The sequence below is a fragment of the Pseudomonas sp. NPDC012596 genome (genome assembly GCF_042902325.1).
Classification (GTDB): domain Bacteria; phylum Pseudomonadota; class Gammaproteobacteria; order Pseudomonadales; family Pseudomonadaceae; genus Aquipseudomonas.
This window is the reverse complement of record NZ_JBIBEB010000007.1, coordinates 87,967-104,878: the sequence shown is the minus strand read 5'-3', so window position 1 is coordinate 104,878 and position 16,912 is coordinate 87,967. Positions and strand designations below refer to the sequence as shown.

The 16,912-nt window shown below is 61.7% G+C and carries 21 protein-coding genes; 6 read left to right on the top strand and 15 right to left on the bottom strand.

What is annotated here, in order from left to right:
• Nucleotides 1-11: 11 nt before the first annotated feature.
• From pheS to thrS, 5 genes are all read right to left on the bottom strand, one after another.
• Complete coding sequence (gene pheS / locus ACFY68_RS11005; protein ID WP_346612198.1) at nt 12-1,028, bottom strand: phenylalanine--tRNA ligase subunit alpha; 1,017 nt, start codon at nt 1,026-1,028, stop codon at nt 12-14.
• 110 nt (nt 1,029-1,138) lie between these two features.
• Nucleotides 1,139-1,495, bottom strand: coding sequence for a 50S ribosomal protein L20 (gene rplT / locus ACFY68_RS11000; RefSeq protein WP_003250671.1), 357 nt, complete (start codon nt 1,493-1,495; stop codon nt 1,139-1,141).
• Between the two features lie 28 nt (nt 1,496-1,523).
• Complete coding sequence (gene rpmI / locus ACFY68_RS10995) at nt 1,524-1,718, bottom strand: 50S ribosomal protein L35 (protein WP_012313865.1); 195 nt, start codon at nt 1,716-1,718, stop codon at nt 1,524-1,526.
• 60 nt (nt 1,719-1,778) lie between these two features.
• The gene (gene infC / locus ACFY68_RS10990) at nt 1,779-2,330 is read right to left on the bottom strand and encodes a translation initiation factor IF-3 (RefSeq protein WP_012052879.1); all 552 of its coding nucleotides are present in this window, start codon (nt 2,328-2,330) and stop codon (nt 1,779-1,781) included.
• Nucleotides 2,330-4,252, bottom strand: a complete 1,923-nt coding sequence (gene thrS / locus ACFY68_RS10985) for a threonine--tRNA ligase (RefSeq protein ID WP_346612197.1) — start codon at nt 4,250-4,252, stop codon at nt 2,330-2,332. Before thrS ends, infC begins: the two co-directional genes overlap by 1 nt.
• 336 nt (nt 4,253-4,588) lie before the next feature.
• On the opposite strand from thrS, the gene ACFY68_RS10980 reads away from it, so the two are divergent.
• Both ACFY68_RS10980 and ACFY68_RS10975 read left to right on the top strand, forming a co-directional pair.
• Complete coding sequence (locus ACFY68_RS10980) at nt 4,589-4,894, top strand: hypothetical protein (protein WP_387526753.1); 306 nt, start codon at nt 4,589-4,591, stop codon at nt 4,892-4,894.
• A gap of 163 nt (nt 4,895-5,057) precedes the next feature.
• On the top strand, nt 5,058-5,270 hold the full coding sequence (locus ACFY68_RS10975) for a cold-shock protein (RefSeq protein WP_016499013.1): 213 nt from the start codon (nt 5,058-5,060) through the stop codon (nt 5,268-5,270).
• A 61-nt stretch (nt 5,271-5,331) separates the two neighbouring features.
• Here ACFY68_RS10975 and ACFY68_RS10970 read toward each other — a convergent pair whose 3' ends face one another.
• A complete protein-coding gene (locus ACFY68_RS10970) occupies nt 5,332-5,652 on the bottom strand; it encodes an I78 family peptidase inhibitor (protein WP_387526750.1) in 321 nt (106 codons plus the stop codon).
• A 295-nt stretch (nt 5,653-5,947) separates the two neighbouring features.
• Here ACFY68_RS10970 and ACFY68_RS10965 point away from each other — a divergent pair, with 295 nt between their 5' ends.
• On the top strand, nt 5,948-6,157 hold the full coding sequence (locus tag ACFY68_RS10965; RefSeq protein WP_346612194.1) for a hypothetical protein: 210 nt from the start codon (nt 5,948-5,950) through the stop codon (nt 6,155-6,157).
• Here the strand turns inward: ACFY68_RS10965 and ACFY68_RS10960 are convergent.
• The 7 genes from ACFY68_RS10960 to ACFY68_RS10930 all read right to left on the bottom strand — a co-directional run bounded on the left by ACFY68_RS10960 (nt 6,129) and on the right by ACFY68_RS10930 (nt 13,131).
• Nucleotides 6,129-7,136: a nucleoside hydrolase gene (locus ACFY68_RS10960; protein ID WP_387526747.1), complete on the bottom strand. Its 1,008-nt coding sequence runs from the start codon at nt 7,134-7,136 to the stop codon at nt 6,129-6,131. The genes ACFY68_RS10965 and ACFY68_RS10960 overlap by 29 nt on opposite strands.
• Nucleotides 7,137-7,267: 131 nt before the next feature.
• Nucleotides 7,268-7,666, bottom strand: a complete 399-nt coding sequence (rbsD, locus tag ACFY68_RS10955) for a D-ribose pyranase (protein ID WP_387526744.1) — start codon at nt 7,664-7,666, stop codon at nt 7,268-7,270.
• Nucleotides 7,663-8,571 carry a ribokinase gene (gene rbsK / locus ACFY68_RS10950; protein ID WP_387526741.1) on the bottom strand — a complete coding sequence of 303 codons (909 nt, stop codon included), beginning with the start codon at nt 8,569-8,571 and terminating at the stop codon, nt 7,663-7,665. The genes rbsD and rbsK overlap by 4 nt, the downstream gene beginning before the upstream one ends.
• Nucleotides 8,572-8,580: 9 nt before the next feature.
• Nucleotides 8,581-9,603, bottom strand: a complete 1,023-nt coding sequence (locus ACFY68_RS10945; RefSeq protein ID WP_387526738.1) for a LacI family DNA-binding transcriptional regulator — start codon at nt 9,601-9,603, stop codon at nt 8,581-8,583.
• A gap of 7 nt (nt 9,604-9,610) precedes the next feature.
• On the bottom strand, nt 9,611-10,606 hold the full coding sequence (locus ACFY68_RS10940) for an ABC transporter permease (RefSeq protein WP_346612189.1): 996 nt from the start codon (nt 10,604-10,606) through the stop codon (nt 9,611-9,613).
• Nucleotides 10,603-12,156: a sugar ABC transporter ATP-binding protein gene (locus ACFY68_RS10935; protein ID WP_387526735.1), complete on the bottom strand. Its 1,554-nt coding sequence runs from the start codon at nt 12,154-12,156 to the stop codon at nt 10,603-10,605. The genes ACFY68_RS10940 and ACFY68_RS10935 overlap by 4 nt, the downstream gene beginning before the upstream one ends.
• Nucleotides 12,157-12,174: 18 nt before the next feature.
• Nucleotides 12,175-13,131, bottom strand: coding sequence for a sugar ABC transporter substrate-binding protein (locus ACFY68_RS10930; protein WP_387526732.1), 957 nt, complete (start codon nt 13,129-13,131; stop codon nt 12,175-12,177).
• Nucleotides 13,132-13,474: 343 nt separating this feature from the next.
• Here ACFY68_RS10930 and ACFY68_RS10925 point away from each other — a divergent pair, with 343 nt between their 5' ends.
• The 3 genes from ACFY68_RS10925 (at nt 13,475) to ACFY68_RS10915 (ending at nt 15,652) form a co-directional block, all read left to right on the top strand.
• Nucleotides 13,475-14,563, top strand: a complete 1,089-nt coding sequence (locus tag ACFY68_RS10925; protein WP_387526729.1) for an asparaginase — start codon at nt 13,475-13,477, stop codon at nt 14,561-14,563.
• Nucleotides 14,564-14,710: 147 nt separating this feature from the next.
• Entirely contained in the window at nt 14,711-14,953 is a 243-nt protein-coding gene (locus ACFY68_RS10920; RefSeq protein ID WP_346612185.1) for a DUF1654 domain-containing protein, read from the top strand.
• Nucleotides 14,954-14,959: 6 nt separating this feature from the next.
• Nucleotides 14,960-15,652, top strand: coding sequence for an endonuclease (locus tag ACFY68_RS10915; protein WP_387526726.1), 693 nt, complete (start codon nt 14,960-14,962; stop codon nt 15,650-15,652).
• 3 nt (nt 15,653-15,655) lie between these two features.
• Here ACFY68_RS10915 and ACFY68_RS10910 read toward each other — a convergent pair whose 3' ends face one another.
• Nucleotides 15,656-16,081, bottom strand: coding sequence for a GTP pyrophosphokinase (locus ACFY68_RS10910; RefSeq protein ID WP_346612183.1), 426 nt, complete (start codon nt 16,079-16,081; stop codon nt 15,656-15,658).
• A 108-nt stretch (nt 16,082-16,189) separates the two neighbouring features.
• Nucleotides 16,190-16,762 carry an SPOR domain-containing protein gene (locus tag ACFY68_RS10905; protein ID WP_387526723.1) on the bottom strand — a complete coding sequence of 191 codons (573 nt, stop codon included), beginning with the start codon at nt 16,760-16,762 and terminating at the stop codon, nt 16,190-16,192.
• Between the last annotated feature and the right edge of the window lie 150 nt (nt 16,763-16,912).

Below are 16,912 nucleotides of genomic sequence, written 5' to 3'. Positions count from 1 at the left end.
GTCGATTGGGCCTAGCGGAATTGGGCTAAGAACCGCAGGTCGTTGTCGAAGAACAGACGCAAATCGTTGACGCCATAGCGCAGCATGGCCAGGCGCTCGGCGCCCATGCCGAAGGCGAAGCCCTGGAACTCTTCCGGGTCGATGCCAGACATGCGCAGCACGTCCGGGTGCACCATGCCGCAGCCCAGCACTTCCAGCCAGCCGGTCTGCTTGCACACGCGGCAGCCTTTGCCGGAACACATCACGCACTGGATATCGACTTCGGCGGACGGCTCGGTGAAGGGGAAGAACGATGGGCGGAAGCGCACTTCCAGTTCTTTTTCGAAGAATACGCGCAGGAATTCTTCGATGGTGCCCTTGAGGTCGGCAAAGTTGATATCACGGTCGATCAACAGGCCTTCGACCTGGTGGAACATCGGCGAGTGGGTGATATCCGAGTCGCAGCGGTATACACGGCCTGGGCAGACAATGCGGATGGGCGGCTGGGTGGACTCCATGGTCCGCACCTGCACCGGCGAGGTGTGGGTGCGCAGCAGCATGTTGGCATTGAAGTAGAAGGTGTCGTGCATCGCCCGGGCCGGGTGGTGGCCTGGGATGTTGAGCGCTTCGAAGTTGTGGTAGTCGTCTTCGACCTCTGGGCCTTCGGCGATGCCGTAGCCGATGTGGGTGAAGAACTGCTCGATGCGCTCGAGAGTACGGGTGATCGGGTGCAGGCCACCGGTGGTCTGGCCACGGCCTGGCAAGGTCACATCAATGCATTCGGCGGCCAGGCGAGCGCTGAGCTCGGCCTCTTCAAAGCCTGCCTTGCGTGCGTTGAGCACTTCGGTGACGCGCTCTTTGGCGTCGTTGATCAGCGCGCCGACTTTCGGCCGCTCTTCGGCTGGCAGGTTGCCCAGGGTCTTCATCACCTGGGTCAGTTCGCCTTTCTTGCCGAGATACTGAACCCGGATCTGTTCCAGGGCATTGATGTCTTCAGCGCGCTCCACTGCCTCAAGGGCTTGGGAGACCAGCGCGTCCAGGTTTTCCATGTACAGACTCCAGATACGAAAATAGGGGAAGAGCTTTGAAGGCTCTTCCCCTATCGATGACGTTTTACACCCGGCAGCACAACGCGCTGCCGGATGATTGTCGTGGGTACTTAAGCCAGAACGGCTTTAGCTTTCTCGACAATTGCAGCAAACGCCGCTTTTTCGTTCACTGCCAGGTCAGCCAGAACCTTACGGTCGATTTCGATCGACGCCTTTTTCAGGCCAGCAATCAGACGGCTGTAAGACAGACCGTTGGTGCGGGCACCGGCGTTGATACGAGCGATCCACAGTGCGCGGAACTGACGCTTCTTCTGGCGACGGTCGCGGTAGGCGTATTGGCCTGCCTTGATGACTGCCTGCTTGGCTACGCGGAATACGCGCGAGCGTGCACCGTAGTAACCTTTAGCCAGTTTCAGAATTTTTTTGTGACGCTTACGAGCGATAACGCCGCGCTTTACACGAGCCATGAGTAACTTCCTCTATCTTTGACCAGAATTAACGAACGCGCAGCATGCGCGCGACTTTTGCGACGTCGGACGGGTGCAGCAGGCTGCTACCACGCAGTTGACGCTTACGCTTGGTCGACATTTTGGTCAGGATGTGGCTCTTGAAAGCGTGCTTGTGCTTGAAGCCGGTTGCCGTTTTCAGGAAACGCTTCGCAGCACCGCTCTTGGTTTTCATTTTTGGCATGTTGGAACTCCGCATTCGATAAAATTACACATAATCATCAGGCCTGCCGTGCCCGGGAGATTACTTCTTTTTCTTGGGGGCGATGACCATCATAAGCTGGCGTCCTTCCATCTTAGGATGCTGCTCAACGGTGCCGTATTCGGCGAGGTCAGCTTCGACCCGCTTCAACAGCTCCATGCCCAGCTCCTGGTGGGCCATCTCACGACCACGGAATCTCAGAGAGATCTTGGCCTTGTCCCCATCGGTAAGGAAACGTACCAGGTTGCGTAGTTTTACCTGGTAATCCCCATCCTCCGTCCCTGGACGAAACTTGATTTCTTTGATCTGGATCTGCTTCTGGTTTTTCTTGGCTTCGTTAGCCTGCTTCTTCTTTTCGAAGAGGTGCTTGCCGTAGTCCATGACCTTGCAGACCGGTGGTACCGCGTCTGCAGAGATTTCTACCAGATCCAGCTTCGCTTCATCAGCGATACGCAGCGCTTCATCAATCGAGACGATGCCAACCTGCTCGCCGTCTGCGCCAATTAACCGAACCTCGCGGGCCGAGATATTCTCGTTGATCGGGGCCTTCGGTACAGCACGCTTATCGTTTCTCATTTCACGCTTAATAGTCATTACTCCGATTCTTGGCGACCACGCCGGGAAACCGCTTGTGTCAGAAGCTCAGCGAATTGGGCGACGGGCATGGAGCCCAGGTCTGCGCCTTCGCGAGTACGCACAGCGACGGTTTGCGTTTCGACTTCGCGGTCCCCTATAACCAAAAGATACGGGACCTTGAGCAAAGTATGCTCGCGGATTTTAAAGCCGATCTTCTCATTTCTCAAGTCCGACTTGGCACGGAAACCGCTACCGTTCAGAGATTTCTCAACCTCGAGGGCGAAATCGGCCTGTTTGTCGGTGATATTCATGATCACCGCCTGGGTCGGTGCCAGCCACGCCGGGAACACGCCCGCGTAGTGTTCGATGAGCATGCCGATGAAGCGTTCGAACGAGCCGAGGATGGCGCGGTGCAGCATTACCGGGCGCTTGCGCGCGTTGTCTTCGGCAATGTAGCTGGCGTCCAGGCGCTCTGGCAGGTTCGGGTCGTACTGCAGGGTACCGCACTGCCAGTTACGGCCGAGGCAGTCGCGCAGGGTGAACTCGATCTTCGGGCCGTAGAACGCGCCCTCGCCTGGCTGGTACTCCCACTCCAGGCCGGATTCGTTCAGGGCGTCGGCCAGTGCACCTTCGGCACGGTCCCACAGCTCTTCGGAACCCACGCGCTTGGCCGGGCGGGTCGACAGCTTCATGGCGACGTCGGTGAAACCGAAGTCCTTGTACACGTCCAGGGTCAGCTTGATGAAGTCGGCGGCTTCTTTCTTCACCTGATCTTCGGTGCAGAAGATGTGCGCGTCGTCCTGCACGAAGCCACGTACACGCATGATGCCGTGCAGGGCGCCGGATGGCTCGTTACGGTGGCAGGCACCGAATTCGGCCAGGCGCAGCGGCAGGTCGCGGTACGACTTCAGGCCCTGGTTGAACACCTGCACGTGGCACGGGCAGTTCATCGGTTTTACCGCAAAATCGCGGCTTTCCGACGAGGTGGTGAACATGTTCTCGGCGTAGTTGGACCAGTGGCCGGAACGTTCCCACAGAATACGGTCGACGACCTGCGGGGTCTTGATTTCCGAGTAGCCGTTTTCGCGCTGCACCTGACGCATGTACTGCTCGAGCACCTGGTACACGGTCCAGCCGTTGGCATGCCAGAACACCATGCCCGGGGCTTCTTCCTGCAGGTGGAACAGGTCGAGCTGCTTGCCGATCTTGCGGTGGTCGCGCTTTTCGGCTTCTTCGATGCGCTGGATGTAAGCGGCCAGCTGCTTCTTGTCAGCCCAGGCGGTGCCGTACACACGCTGTAGCTGCTCGTTTTTGGCATCGCCGCGCCAGTAGGCGCCGGACAGCTTGGTCAGCTTGAATGCCTTCAGGAAACGCGTGTTCGGCACGTGCGGACCGCGGCACATGTCGACGTATTCTTCGTGGTAGTACAGGCCCATGGCCTGCTCGTCGGGCATGTCCTCGACCAGGCGCAGCTTGTAGTCTTCGCCACGGCTCTGGAACACGTCGATGACTTCGGCGCGCGGGGTCATCTTCTTGACGACGTCGTAGTCCTTCTCGATCAGCTGCTGCATGCGCTTTTCGATGGCCGCCAGGTCGTCAGGCGTGAAGGGACGCTCGTAGGCGATGTCGTAATAGAAGCCTTCGTCGATCACCGGGCCGATCACCATCTTGGCGGTCGGGTACAGCTGCTTCACCGCATGGCCGATCAGGTGGGCGCACGAGTGACGGATGATCTCCAGTCCCTCTTCATCTTTAGGGGTGATGATCTGCAGCTTGGCGTCGTGGGTGATCAGGTCGCAGGCATCGACCAGTTTGCCATCGACCTTGCCGGCCAGGGTGGCCTTGGCCAGGCCGGCGCCGATCGAAGCGGCAACATCGGCTACGGATACCGCGTGATCAAACGCGCGTTGACTGCCATCGGGAAGAGTAATAATGGGCATGGCGCCTCCTCTCCTAGTGGTGACCCCTACCAAAGGTCACGTGGGTTGGGATGAGCCAGTACAAGATCCGACCTGCCTTCTTTATAGAGAAGCCTGCCTCACAGTGGCAGAAGCCTTTCGGCTTGCCAGGGGGACCTGAGTGACTGGAAAGTAAAAAGATAGCTGCACGCTGCAACAGTGCAGGTGCAAGCCGGGCATGCTAGCACGCGGGTTGCACCCGGGCGCAGAAATATTTGGAAATTACATGCTGGCGGTGAACTTACGCGGAAAAATTCCGATCAGACTTTGGGAAGCAACCTACTCTTGTTGAGACCTTGACCCAAGGAGTAACCGGTTATGCGAGTTCAGTCTCTTCTGGCCCTGGCGGCCGCTGGCGCCCTGCTGCTGCCTGTGGCTGCGACCGCTGGCAACTTCCCTGCCGGCAAGGAGGGTGCCTACATGGCTCAATGCCAGCAAGTGGCGGGCGCTCAAGGCGTCGACGCCGCGACCGCGCAAAAACACTGCAGCTGCGGTGCACAGGCCATCAAAAAGAATTTTACCGATAAGGAGATCGAAGACCTCGACAGCAAGGACGGCGTTGACGCCAAACTGATGCAAAAGGCCCAGACCGTGGTGCAGCAAAGCTGCAAACCAAACAGCTGAGGCCCTGAAACCGGGGGTTGTGCGCCTTTATTTGCGCTAGATCATCATCTATCGAATGTAAAAGGCGCTAGATCCGCAGAATTAGACTATGATGTCACCTGTGCCAGGCAGCTCAGGCGTCTGTGGCACTTCGAAAAATATCAAGTTTCTGGAGATTCATCCCATGTCCAATCGCCAAACCGGCACCGTCAAATGGTTCAATGATGAGAAAGGCTTCGGCTTCATCACCCCACAAGGCGGCGGCGACGACCTGTTCGTTCACTTCAAGGCCATCGAATCTGACGGCTTCAAGAGCCTGAAAGAAGGTCAGCAAGTTTCCTTCGTCGCCGAGCGCGGCCAGAAGGGCATGCAGGCTGCACAGGTTCGTCCGGAGTAATTCGGAAGCTGTGAAAAAACCCGCCCTGGTGGCGGGTTTTTTTATGGACGCAGGTTAGCAATCAACCGCAGTTCACGCGCGTCACTACACCCTGCTCATTCACGTTCAGGTTCAAACGCTCCGAGCGGTATTCCAGGGTTACCACGTCGCGTGGCTTGAGGATACGCGCCATCTGCGAGCCACTGGCCTTGCGCGCCTGCTCGAGCAGCTCGGCACTGCCCTGCTTACCGATGGCAAAATCGGCGCCACTGGCCTCGCAGCGGCCGTCATTGCCAGCGGGCGCCGCCGCGGCGCTGCCACCATCAGATTTGCCACCAGTGCTGCAACCAGCCAGCACAGCAGCGACCAGCAAGGTTGCCAGGGAAGCACGGGTACGGAACATGAATCCTCCTAAAATCGATCTGGGAACTGCCTTGATCGGACACTTCCCGCATGAATTCGTTGCAAAACCGCTCAAGTCTGCCTGAACTGGCCGAAACAGGCGTAAGCCAATCGTGACTGGATTTTGCGAATCGGCCCTGATGCCTGGTTAGCTTCGCAGGGTTTTTTATGCTTAAGTCGCACACCCATTGACGCAAAGTCATGATTTACTTTAAGAAGTGAAGGCATAATGCCTGCTTCGAACACCAGGGTCAGGTGTTCGCCCCTCCGCCCCGGGCCGCACACGAGAGCCTTTCATGAACCACCACATCGACGCCGATATCAAGGTCAAATGGGACGAGGGCCAGAGCGCCTACAGCCCCAGCACGCCAGAAGAACTGCTTTTGATCGCCATGGACCTGCTGGTGCGCGACCGTGGCAGCGAGGCGGCGCGCAGTTTCATCGACCAGGTGTTCGAGCGCTACGCGCCGCACCCCGCTATTGCAGTCGAGCCAGGCGCGCGCTGAGCAGGTCGAAAAAGCCCTGGGCGTCCCCCTCGCCTACCCACGTTACATTGGCCGGCTGCTTGAGCACGCCGTACCAGTCGGCGACGGTCTGACCGAAGGTCGGGCCTTCGCGGCTGTCGACGCTCATGTGGATACGCCTGCCAGTGAACAGCTCGGGCTTGAGCAGGTAAGCGACGACGCTGGCGTCATGCACCGGGCCACCGGGCAGGCCGTACAGCGCCATGTCGTGCTTGATGTACGCATTCAGGATATCCACCACACGCTTGCTGGCCTGGTTGTTCACGGCTGCTAGCTGCTTGAGGCGGGCGTCGCTGGTCAACAGCTTGTGGGTGACGTCCAGCGGCAGGTAGGTCAGCGGCACGCCGCTGGCCAGCACGACTTCGGCGGCATGCGGGTCGGCGTAGAGGTTGAATTCCGCTGCCGGGGTGATGTTGCCACCGTTGAAGTGCGCACCACCCATCACCACGACTTCCTTGATGCTTTTGGCGATTTCCGGGCGCTGGATGAGGGCCAGGGCCAGGTTGGTCTGTGGGCCGAGCATGGCGATGGTGACGCTGTTCGGTTTGGCGGCGCCCAGGGTGTCGACCAGGTATTGCACGGCATTGCCTTGGGCCAGGGGCTGTTTCGGCTCATGCACAGGGACGCCAGTCAGGCCTTCCTCACCGTGTACTTCGGCTGCGTAGATGGGCGCGCGCACCAGCGGGCGCCCTGCCCCGGCGTATACCGGGATGTCTTCGCGGCCGGCCCATTCGCGGGCCAGGCGGGCGTTGCGCGAGGTCTTGTCCAGGCGCACGTTGCCGGCGACGGTGGTGATGGCGCGGATGTTGAGTTCGTCGGGCGAGGCCATGGCCAGGAACAAGGCGACCACATCGTCGGCGCCAGGGTCGGTGTCGATGATCAGCTCACGCGGGGCGGCCTGAAGCGTGGTGGTGGCGGCTGCGGCCATGAGGGTGAGTCCTTGTAGCAGGGGTTTGAGCATGGGGCACTCCTGTTGCCTTGGTGGTGGATCCATTGGGGCCGCATTGCGGCCCATCGCCGGCAAGCCGGCTCCTACAGGTTCGGTACAGGCCTGGCTGGCTTGCCGGCGGTCGAGGGCGGCAGCCCTCGACTCTAGAAAGTCACCCCGGAAATCAGGGCAATATTGCTGTAGGGCTGGCACTCGCCGGTACGCACCACTGCACGGGCGCTGCGTGACAGTACTTTGAACGCTTCGTGGCTCAGCCATTCACGCTTGCCCAGCTTGCCGCGCAGCCGCTCGATCTCCACCAGCGCGGGCGGCACCACCTTCTGCATCTCTTCGGCCAGCACATGCCGCTCCACCTGCATTTCGCTGAGCACGGCGCGCAGCACGCTGGCGAAATCGGGGATGCCCGGGGTCAACGCCAGGTCGATCAGCTCCACACCTGGCGGTACCGGCAGCCCGGCATCGCCGATGACCAGAATGTCGCCGTGGCCCAAACCGGCGATGGTCCGCGACAACGCGATATTCAACAGCGCGGTCTTTTTCATGGGGTCAGCTCCGCCAGGGTCGGGATCGATGGCTGGGCACCAGCGCGGGTGACGGACAGCGCAGCGGCGCGCTGGCCAAAGGTGATCGCTTCGCCCTCTTCCAAGCCCCGCACCAGCGCCGCCGCGAAGCCGCCGACGAAGGTGTCGCCCGCCGCCGTTGTGTCCAGCGCCTTTACCTGTGGCGCCGGGAAATGCCGGCGGCCGTCGCGGCTGACGAACAGCGCGCCCTGGGCACCCAGCGTGACGATCACCTTGCCGGCACCCAGCTGCAGCAGGCGCTCAGCGGCACGGCCGGCGCTAGGCAGGTCGTTGACCGGCTCGCCCGTCAGTGCTTCGGCTTCGCTCTCGTTGGGGATGAGGTAGTCGATGTGAGCGAACCATTGCGCCGGCAGCGGGCCGGTGGCCGGCGCCGGGTTGAGAATGACTGTCTTGCCCAGTTCACGCCCCCGGGCGAGGGCCCACGCCACTGTTTCGGCTGGCACTTCCAACTGGCAGATAATCACCTCTGCCGCCTGCAGCAATGCGTCGAAACGCTGCACGCAAGCCGGCGCGAGCTGGCCGTTTCCGCCCGGAATGATGACGATGCAGTTCTGGCTGGCGGCATCCACGGTAATCAGCGCCACGCCACTGGAAACACCTGAGCATACGCCCACCGCCTGGCAATCGATGCCTTCCACTTCCAAGGCCTTGCGCAGCTGCTCGCCGTAGGCGTCATCACCCACGTTACCCACCATCGCCACATCAGCGCCCAAGCGCGCCACGGCCACGGCCTGGTTGGCGCCCTTACCGCCGGGCACGGTGAAAAAGCTTTCGCCGGCCAGTGTTTCTCCCGCACGGGGCAGCCGCTCGGCGCGGGCCACCAGGTCCATGTTAAGGCTACCAACCACTACTACCTTGGCACTCATGAACATTCCTTAGCGGTAATCGTTGAAGAGGTCCGGGCGTGGCCCGGTGGATTCGCGCAGCACGATGCGCGGGGCAACGATGCGCTGCTCGGCGGCATCGCGCCGGGGCGTGCTGATGCGCGACAGCAGCAGCGCCGCAGCGCTTTCGCCAAGCTCGCGGATCGACTGGCCCACGGTGGTCAGCGGCGGGTATACGTAGCGGCTCAGCTCAATATCGTCAAAACCGATCACCGAAAGCTCGCCGGGCACGCTGATGTTGCGCTCGGCGGCGGCACGCAACACGCCGAAGCCAATCATGTCGTTGCCGGCGAAGATCGCCGTGGGCCGCTTGCCGTCGAGCAGCTGCGCAGCCGCCATATGGCCGCCAGGGCTGGTGAAGTCGCAATGCAGAACGTGATCGCCCTTCACAGCCACCTGCGCTTCTGCCATGGCGCGGTGGAAGCCGGCCAGGCGCAGCTGGCTCACGCCGGTTTCGGCGGGGCCGCCGATATAGGCGATGTCGCGATGGCCAAGCTGCAGCAGGTGTTGGGTGGCCAGGTACGCGCCGTGCTCGTGATCGATGCGCACCAGGTCGGCGTCGACGCCCTCCAGCTCACGGTCGACGATGACCATCGGCGTGCGCACGCCGGCCAGGCTTTGCAGCAAGTCGCTGTCTTCGCCCACCGAGGCAACCACCAGGCCGTCGATACGCTTTTCCAGCAGCACGCGCAGGTAGCTGCGCTGCTTCTGCGGGTTGTCGTCGGAATTGCACAAGATCACGCAGTAGCCGTTGCGCTCACAAGCATCCTCGATACCCCGCGCAAGCTCGGCGAAGTACGGGTTGACGCTGTTTGGCACCAGCAAACCGATGGTGGCCGTGGTGCGCGCCTTGAGCGAGCGCGCCACGGCGCTGGGTACATAATCGAGCTCGACGATGGCCGCTTCGACTTTTAGCCGCACCTGTTCGCTGACCGGGCGGGTCTTGTTCAGTACATGGGACACCGTGGTGTAGGAAATACCCGCGAGTGCCGCGACATCTTTGATGGTTGCCATGTTTTTATCAGTTCCGCCGGCCTGCACGCCGGCTACGGTAGGTGTCGAGCACCACGGCGATGACGATGACCGCCCCGGTGATAATGCGTTTTGTGGGTTCCGATGCGCCGATCTGCGCAAGGCCTGCGGCCAGCACCGAAATGATCAATACGCCGAAAAAGGTGCTGATCACCGACCCGCGCCCGCCCATCAGGCTGGTGCCGCCGATGACCACGGCGGCGATCACCTGCAGCTCCATGCCAGAGCCGGCATTCGGGTCAGCCGCTTCAAGGCGCGAGATCTGGAACAGCGCGGCCAGGCCTGCCAGCAGGCCCATCAGGGCGAACACCAGCACCTTGTAAGGGCGTGGGTCGATGCCGGCCAGGCGCACGGCTTCTTCGTTGGTGCCGATGCCGATCAGGTAGCGACCGAACACGGTGCGGGTCAGCACCAGCTGGGCGAGGATAATGACCAGCAAGGCGATGATGAACGCCGGCGAAATGCCGAAGGCGATCGGGTTGGAAAACCAGGCGTAGGCATCACCGATGTAGGCGGTGCGCGAGTCGGTGAACTGGTACGCCAGGCCCCGGGCCATCTCCAGCACACCGAGCGAAACGATGAACGACGGGATGCGCCAGGCCACGGTGACCGCGCCGGTGATGCTGCCAGCCAATGCGGCGATGGCCATGCCAAGCAAGGCAGCGGGCAGCACGCCCCAGCCCCAGCCAAGGATCGCAACGCTGACCGTGGAGGCGGCCAGCGCCAGCACCGAGCCGACCGACAGGTCGATGCCGCCTATGATCAGCACGAAGGTCATGCCCACCGCCAGCACCATCAGGTCGGGGATCTGGTTGGCGATGGTGCTGAAAGTCGCGTACGACCAGAAGTGGCTGCTGAGCAGCGAGAACAGCACGATCATGGCCAGCAAGGCGCCCGCCAGGCCCAGGTAGGTACCGATGCCGAAGTAGGTGCCGCTGCGGCGCGCAGGCGTGGCGGCCGGGGTGTCGAGAGGTGTGGTTTTCATGCATCCATCCTGGGGGCTGCGTCGTGCAGCAAGGCATCACGTTTCTGGTAACCGGCGAACGCGGCGGCGAGGAGCTGGTCCTGGCTCCAGTGGTCACGCTCGAAGGTGTCGATCAGGCGGCCGGCGGAAAGCACGGCAATGCGGTCGCAGATCAGCATCAGCTCGCGCAGGTCGCTGGACACCACCACCAGGGCCTTGCCCTGGCGCGCAAGTTCGGCCAGCAGGCCATAGATGTCGAACTTGGCGCCGACGTCGATGCCGCGGGTTGGCTCATCGAACAGCAGCACCTGGCAGTCGCGCTCCAGCCAGCGGCCGATCACCACCTTTTGCTGGTTGCCGCCGGACAGCTCGCCGACCGTTTGCGCGGCATTGGCACTGCGGATACGCATGGCGTTGATCTGGCGTTCGGCCAGGCCCCTTTCCGCTTCGCCATCGACCACCCCGGCGCGGGACAGCGCAGCGAGGTTGCCCAGGGCGATGTTGGCACTGATCGACTGCGACAGCAGCAGGCCTTCGCCCTTGCGGTCCTCGGTGATCAGGGCAATACCGGCCTTGACCGCCGCCTTGGGCGAATCGATGGCCACCTTTACCAGCGGCTGGCCGATCTCGATGCTGCCGCTGTCGGCGCGGTCCGCACCGAAAATCAGGCGCAGCAGCTCGGTGCGCCCGGCGCCGATCAACCCGGAGATGCCGAAGATCTCCCCTGCCCTGACCTGCAGCGACACGTCGCGCACTTTGTCGCCGCGGCACAACCGGTCGACCTTGAGCAACGGCGCGCCGATCTGCCGGCGGCCCAGGTCGATGTGCTCGCCCAGTTCGCGGCCGACCATCAGGTTGACCAGCTCGTTGCTGCTGTAACGCTGGATCGGCTCGTCGCACACCAGCTTGCCGTCGCGCAGCACCACGATGCGCTGGGCAACGCGCTGCAGCTCTTCGAGGCGATGGGAAATGTAGACGATGGCCACGCCGCGCTGGCGCAGGCGTTCGATCTGGGTGAACAGCAGCTCCACCTCGCGGGCGGTGAGCATGGCCGTGGGTTCGTCGAAAATCAGTACATGGCAGTCACCGATCAGGTTGCGGGCGATCTCGACCATCTGCTGGTGGCCGATGCCCAGCTCGCCAACCGGGGTGTCCGGGTCGATAGCATCAAGGCCAACCTGGGCCATGGCGGCAGTGGCCAGCTGGCGCAGGCGCTTCTGGTTGACCCAGCCAAAGCGGCTGGGCAGGTTGTCGAGAAACAGGTTTTCGGCGACGGTCAGAGTCGGCAGCAGGTTGAGCTCCTGCATGACCATACGCACACCCAGGCGCTCGGCCTCGCTGCGGCTGCCAGGCGCATAGGCTTGGCCGCGGAAGCTCATGTACCCGGTGGTGGGCGTTTCCAGGCCGCTGATCAACTTGGAAAGCGTGCTCTTGCCCGCGCCGTTCTCGCCGGTCAGGGCCAGTACTTCACCGGAGCGCAAGGCCAGGCTGACATCGCCCAGCACCGGTTGCGCGTAGCTTTTACCCAGGCCGCTGGCGGCGAGCAGTACTTCATTGGCCGTTACAGGCATGGCCATGTCTCCTGGCCGTCAAGGCTTGGTGATGAGTTCGACCGGGGTCTGGATGACGTTGTCGGCGTCCACGTCCGGCTTCTCGCCCTTGAGCATCTTCAGCGCCGCCTGGATGCCATACACCGCCTGCTTGCTGGCAGCCTGGTCGAGGGTGGCGAGCACGCGGCCATCCTTGAGCATCGGTTTGATGGCATTGATGTTGTCGTAGCCCACCACTTGCACCTGGCCGGTCTTGCCAGCGGCGCGCACGGCCGACACAGCGCCCAGGGCCATGCTGTCGTTGCCGGCCAGCAGGGCCTTGAGGTCGGGGTATTCGTTGAGCATCGAGGCGGCGACGGCGTTGCCTTTGTCGATTTCCCAGTTGCCGGACTGCACCGAAACGATCTTCATCTGCGCCGCTTCCATGGCGTCCTTGAACCCTGCAGTACGCTGTTGGGCGTTGGTGGTGGTCGGCACACCTTCGATGATGCCGACCTGGTCACCGGCCTTGAGCTTCTGATTGGCCAGGTAATCACCCACCAGGCGCGCGCCCTTGCGGTTGTCGGGGCCTACGAAGGGTACGCTGATGTTTTTGCTCTTGAGCACGTCGGGGTCGAGGCGGTTGTCGATGTTGACCACCGTGATCCCCGCGTCCATGGCCTTCTTGATGACGGGCACCAGCGCTTTGGAATCGGCCGGGGCGATGATCAGGGCCTTGGCACCCGTGGCGATCATCTGTTCAACGATGCGGATCTGGTTGCCGGTGTCGGTCTCGTCCTTGATGCCGTTGGCAACCAGGTCGAAATCGTTGGCGTGGTCTTTCTGGTAGGCCTTGGCGCCGTCTTCCATGGTGCGGAAAAATTCGTTGGCCAGCGACTTCATGACCAGGGCGACCTTGGGTTTTTCTTCTGCATGGGCAGCAGACAACGGCAGGGCGAGTGACAGCGAAGAAATGACGGCGAGCGCCAGCAGACGACCGGGGAACGGCAGTTTCATGGGAGATGACTCCGAATCTTGTGGTTTTTATCGGATCGCAAACGTTTGCGTTGGCTAACTATGGAAACAGGACGTGGTTTTGTCAAATCCGTTTCGCTGCAGGGTGCTAGTCGCTCTTGGCGCAGATTATCCGAGATTTATCCGAAAAACCGAACGGTTTTTCCTATGCTTGTTCGGTGGAGCGAACGGATGGGGCCGCTATGCAGCCCAATCGCGGGCAAGCCCGCTCCTACAGGCATTGGTGTCGGCGTGGAATCAGGGGTTGGTGCGGCGGATGGTACGAAACCTGCCTTGCCCTCTGCGCGACACAGCAAAATCTCATTAGGAAGAGAGAAGAATAATTATGAATGCTGCACTGAAGACTTTCGCCCCCAGCGCCCTGGCGCTGCTGCTGATCCTGCCAACCACTGCTTCGGCGAAAGAGGTCGAAACCCAGCAGAAGCTGGCCAACGTGGTCATCCTCGCCACCGGTGGCACCATTGCCGGCGCCGGCGCCAGCGCTGCCAACAGCGCCACCTACCAGGCCGCTAAACTCGGCATCGACAAGCTGATTGCCGGCGTGCCGGAACTGGCCGACATTGCTAACGTGCGCGGTGAGCAGGTGATGCAGATCGCCTCCGAAAGCATCACCAACGATGACCTGCTCAAGCTGGGCAAGCGCGTCGCCGAGCTGGCCGACAGCAACGACGTCGACGGCATCGTCATCACCCACGGCACCGACACCCTGGAAGAGACCGCCTACTTCCTGAACCTGGTAGAAAAGACCGACAAGCCGATCGTGGTAGTGGGGTCCATGCGCCCAGGCACCGCAATGTCCGCCGACGGCATGCTCAACCTGTACAACGCCGTAGCTGTGGCCGGCGACAAGCAGTCGCGCGGCAAGGGCGTACTGGTGACCATGAACGATGAGATCCAGTCCGGCCGTGACGTTAGCAAGTCGGTCAACATCAAAACCGAAGCGTTCAAGAGCGCCTGGGGCCCGATGGGCATGGTGGTGGAAGGTAAATCGTACTGGTTCCGCCTGCCGGCCAAGCGCCACACCACCCAGTCGGAGTTCGACATCAAGCAGATCAGCAGCCTGCCCCAGGTGGACATCGCCTATGGCTACGGCAACGTGACCGACACCGCCTACAAGGCACTGGCACAAAGCGGCGCCAAAGCGATCATCCATGCCGGCACCGGCAATGGCTCGGTGTCGTCGCGGGTAGTGCCTGCGCTGCAGGAGCTGCGCAAGAACGGCGTGCAGATCATTCGCTCTTCGCATGTCAACCAGGGCGGCTTTGTGCTGCGTAACGCCGAACAGCCTGATGACAAGAACGACTGGGTCGTGGCCCATGACTTGAACCCGCAGAAGGCGCGCATCCTGGCGATGGTGGCAATGACCAAGACCCAGGACAGCAAAGAGCTGCAGCGGATTTTCTGGGAGTACTGATCGCAGCCTGAAAAGGCCGGTGCGCTGGGTGCGCCGGCCTTTCTTGTGAGCATACTTACTTGTGCGAGCTTTTCACCTCACACCCAGTTGCGAAATGCCTTACAGTGAAATACTGTATGCGCATACAGCAAAACAAGGAAAAGCCCCGTGGCCAGTACCGCCTCCGCAACGCCGAGCAGTTATGAACAACTGGGTATGCGCATCCAGAAAATCATCAACGGCCCCACCGCTCAGCGCAGCCGCGCCGCCCTGATCTTCCGCCTGGAACAGGAGTCCCCCGACGATTGGGAAACCCTGCTCGAGGAAATCGCCGAAAACGATAACGTTACGATCGCCCACCGCGACGATGGCGGCGTGCAGATTTTCTGGACGGTGCCGAAGGAAGACTGACCGCGCATGAGAGTTTCGCTTTTCGCAAGTGCCTGCCTGCTGCTACTTACCCCCCTCGCCCACGCCGATGCGCCGCGCACCTTCCAGGAGGCCAAGAAGGTCGCCTGGAAGCTCTACGCACCGCAATCGACAGAGTTCTATTGCGGCTGCAAGTACAAGGGCAACAAGGTCGACCTGGCTTCCTGCGGTTATGCGCCACGCAAGAATGCCCAGCGTGCTGCGCGCATCGAGTGGGAACACATCGTGCCGGCGTGGCAGATAGGCCATCAGCGCCAGTGCTGGCAGGAGGGTGGTCGCAAGCAGTGCTCGCGCCATGATGCCGTGTACAAGCGCGCCGAAGCCGACCTGCACAACCTGGTGCCCAGCATCGGCGAGGTCAACGGCGACCGCAGCAACTTCAGCTTCGGCTGGCTGCCGGTGCAGCAGGGCCAATATGGCAGCTGCCTGACGCAGGTCGACTTCATGGCCAAGAAAGTCATGCCGCGCCCGTCGATTCGCGGCATGATCGCGCGCACATACTTCTACATGAGCAAACAGTACAACCTGCGCCTGTCCAAACAGGACCAGCAGCTGTTCAATGCCTGGAACAAGACCTACCCGCCACAGGCCTGGGAGCGGCAGCGCAACCAGCAGGTGGCATGCGTGATGGGGCGCGGCAATGACTTTGTCGGGCCGGTAGACCTCAAGGCCTGTGGCTAAAGCCTAGGCCAGCGCCTGCAGGTAGGCGCTGGCCTGGCGGTAACGGGCCAGGCGCGCCAGGTCGGCCGGGCCTGGGCTGGCAATGCGCGTAAGGTCACTGTTGTCGGCAAGGTCCGCCATTTTCACGGTACGGGCCAGCGGGTCATCCCCCACGCGGACGACGAAATCCTCGTAGCTCTCGCCTTCACGCCGGCTTAAGGCCAGCAAGGCGGCAAGGATCTTCAACGTGAAGCCCTCACGGGCGAGGTCTGAAAGTGTAAGTGGTGTGTCTTCGATCACGTCATGAAGCACAGCGACAATCCGCTGCTCCGGCGTGGCAACCCGCATCATCACCCGCAATGGATGCAGGATATAAGCTGCGCCACCCTTGTCGTATTGCCCTTCATGCGCCCTGGCGGCCACAACGATGGCCCGTTCCAGTGTAGACATGAGGCCCTCCCCGTTCAGCCATCTCCCAAGGCAAGCATAGCCGGGTCAGCCTGTAGATGACAGGGCGTCTGAACCGGCCTTTTCGCTTGTAGGAAAGCTGCTAAGGGACTAGCGCTCCACACCATGCTGAATCACCACCGAATCGGTGCCCAGCTTGGCCATGACCTCGGCCTTGCGCGCCTCGGCTTCTTCCTTGGTGGGGAACGGCCCCAACAGCACCACTGGCTTGCCATTGCGGTAATCGACCGAAGATGGAATGCCCTTCTCGATCAGGCGTGCGGTCATGTCGGTCAGTGCGCCCATGTTGGCGCCCTGGATCACTTCGACATCCCAGCCTTGCGGGGCTGGCTGATCGGCCAGGGCCTCGGCACGGCGCTGCAGGTCGGCGCCGCCGCACAGCTCACGGATACGCAGGTTGTTGCCGCTGTCGTCGACAATGATGTCGTACTGGCCATCTTCGCGCTTGACGGCCACGTAGCTGCGGTAGGCCTCGTACTGCCCGGCAGCGTCCTTGCCACGCACCTGGCCACAGATGGTGCCCTTGGTGTCGATCCGCACGTTGCCGAACTTGGCGGTTTTCGGGTTAGGCAGGTGCTCGGCAACCTGCTTGTGCACACCCTCGACCTCGTTCTCACAGCCCGCCAGGGCCAGCACTGCCATTACCACTGCCAGTTTGCGCACGCGTGTACCTCCAGTTTCGAAGCGGCGGATTCTAGCATGGCGGCCCATGGCCCGAACCGCGACCATACGTTACACCTTGCTACATACCGCCCGGCTGCCGAGCGCGCAAATGCAAAAAGGGCGATCCTTTCGGATCGCCCTTTCTGATGT

What these genes read in the sequence shown, in the direction of transcription:
- pheS (WP_346612198.1), bottom strand. Translation starts at nt 1,028, where the DNA reads ATGGAAAACCTGGACGCGCTGGTCTCCCAAGCCCTTGAGGCAGTGGAG.
- rplT (WP_003250671.1), bottom strand. Translation starts at nt 1,495, where the DNA reads ATGGCTCGTGTAAAGCGCGGCGTTATCGCTCGTAAGCGTCACAAAAAA.
- rpmI (WP_012313865.1), bottom strand. Translation starts at nt 1,718, where the DNA reads ATGCCAAAAATGAAAACCAAGAGCGGTGCTGCGAAGCGTTTCCTGAAA.
- infC (WP_012052879.1), bottom strand. Translation starts at nt 2,330, where the DNA reads ATGACTATTAAGCGTGAAATGAGAAACGATAAGCGTGCTGTACCGAAG.
- thrS (WP_346612197.1), bottom strand. Translation starts at nt 4,252, where the DNA reads ATGCCCATTATTACTCTTCCCGATGGCAGTCAACGCGCGTTTGATCAC.
- ACFY68_RS10980 (WP_387526753.1), top strand. Translation starts at nt 4,589, where the DNA reads ATGCGAGTTCAGTCTCTTCTGGCCCTGGCGGCCGCTGGCGCCCTGCTG.
- ACFY68_RS10975 (WP_016499013.1), top strand. Translation starts at nt 5,058, where the DNA reads ATGTCCAATCGCCAAACCGGCACCGTCAAATGGTTCAATGATGAGAAA.
- ACFY68_RS10970 (WP_387526750.1), bottom strand. Translation starts at nt 5,652, where the DNA reads ATGTTCCGTACCCGTGCTTCCCTGGCAACCTTGCTGGTCGCTGCTGTG.
- ACFY68_RS10965 (WP_346612194.1), top strand. Translation starts at nt 5,948, where the DNA reads ATGAACCACCACATCGACGCCGATATCAAGGTCAAATGGGACGAGGGC.
- ACFY68_RS10960 (WP_387526747.1), bottom strand. Translation starts at nt 7,136, where the DNA reads ATGCTCAAACCCCTGCTACAAGGACTCACCCTCATGGCCGCAGCCGCC.
- rbsD (WP_387526744.1), bottom strand. Translation starts at nt 7,666, where the DNA reads ATGAAAAAGACCGCGCTGTTGAATATCGCGTTGTCGCGGACCATCGCC.
- rbsK (WP_387526741.1), bottom strand. Translation starts at nt 8,571, where the DNA reads ATGAGTGCCAAGGTAGTAGTGGTTGGTAGCCTTAACATGGACCTGGTG.
- ACFY68_RS10945 (WP_387526738.1), bottom strand. Translation starts at nt 9,603, where the DNA reads ATGGCAACCATCAAAGATGTCGCGGCACTCGCGGGTATTTCCTACACC.
- ACFY68_RS10940 (WP_346612189.1), bottom strand. Translation starts at nt 10,606, where the DNA reads ATGAAAACCACACCTCTCGACACCCCGGCCGCCACGCCTGCGCGCCGC.
- ACFY68_RS10935 (WP_387526735.1), bottom strand. Translation starts at nt 12,156, where the DNA reads ATGCCTGTAACGGCCAATGAAGTACTGCTCGCCGCCAGCGGCCTGGGT.
- ACFY68_RS10930 (WP_387526732.1), bottom strand. Translation starts at nt 13,131, where the DNA reads ATGAAACTGCCGTTCCCCGGTCGTCTGCTGGCGCTCGCCGTCATTTCT.
- ACFY68_RS10925 (WP_387526729.1), top strand. Translation starts at nt 13,475, where the DNA reads ATGAATGCTGCACTGAAGACTTTCGCCCCCAGCGCCCTGGCGCTGCTG.
- ACFY68_RS10915 (WP_387526726.1), top strand. Translation starts at nt 14,960, where the DNA reads ATGAGAGTTTCGCTTTTCGCAAGTGCCTGCCTGCTGCTACTTACCCCC.
- ACFY68_RS10910 (WP_346612183.1), bottom strand. Translation starts at nt 16,081, where the DNA reads ATGTCTACACTGGAACGGGCCATCGTTGTGGCCGCCAGGGCGCATGAA.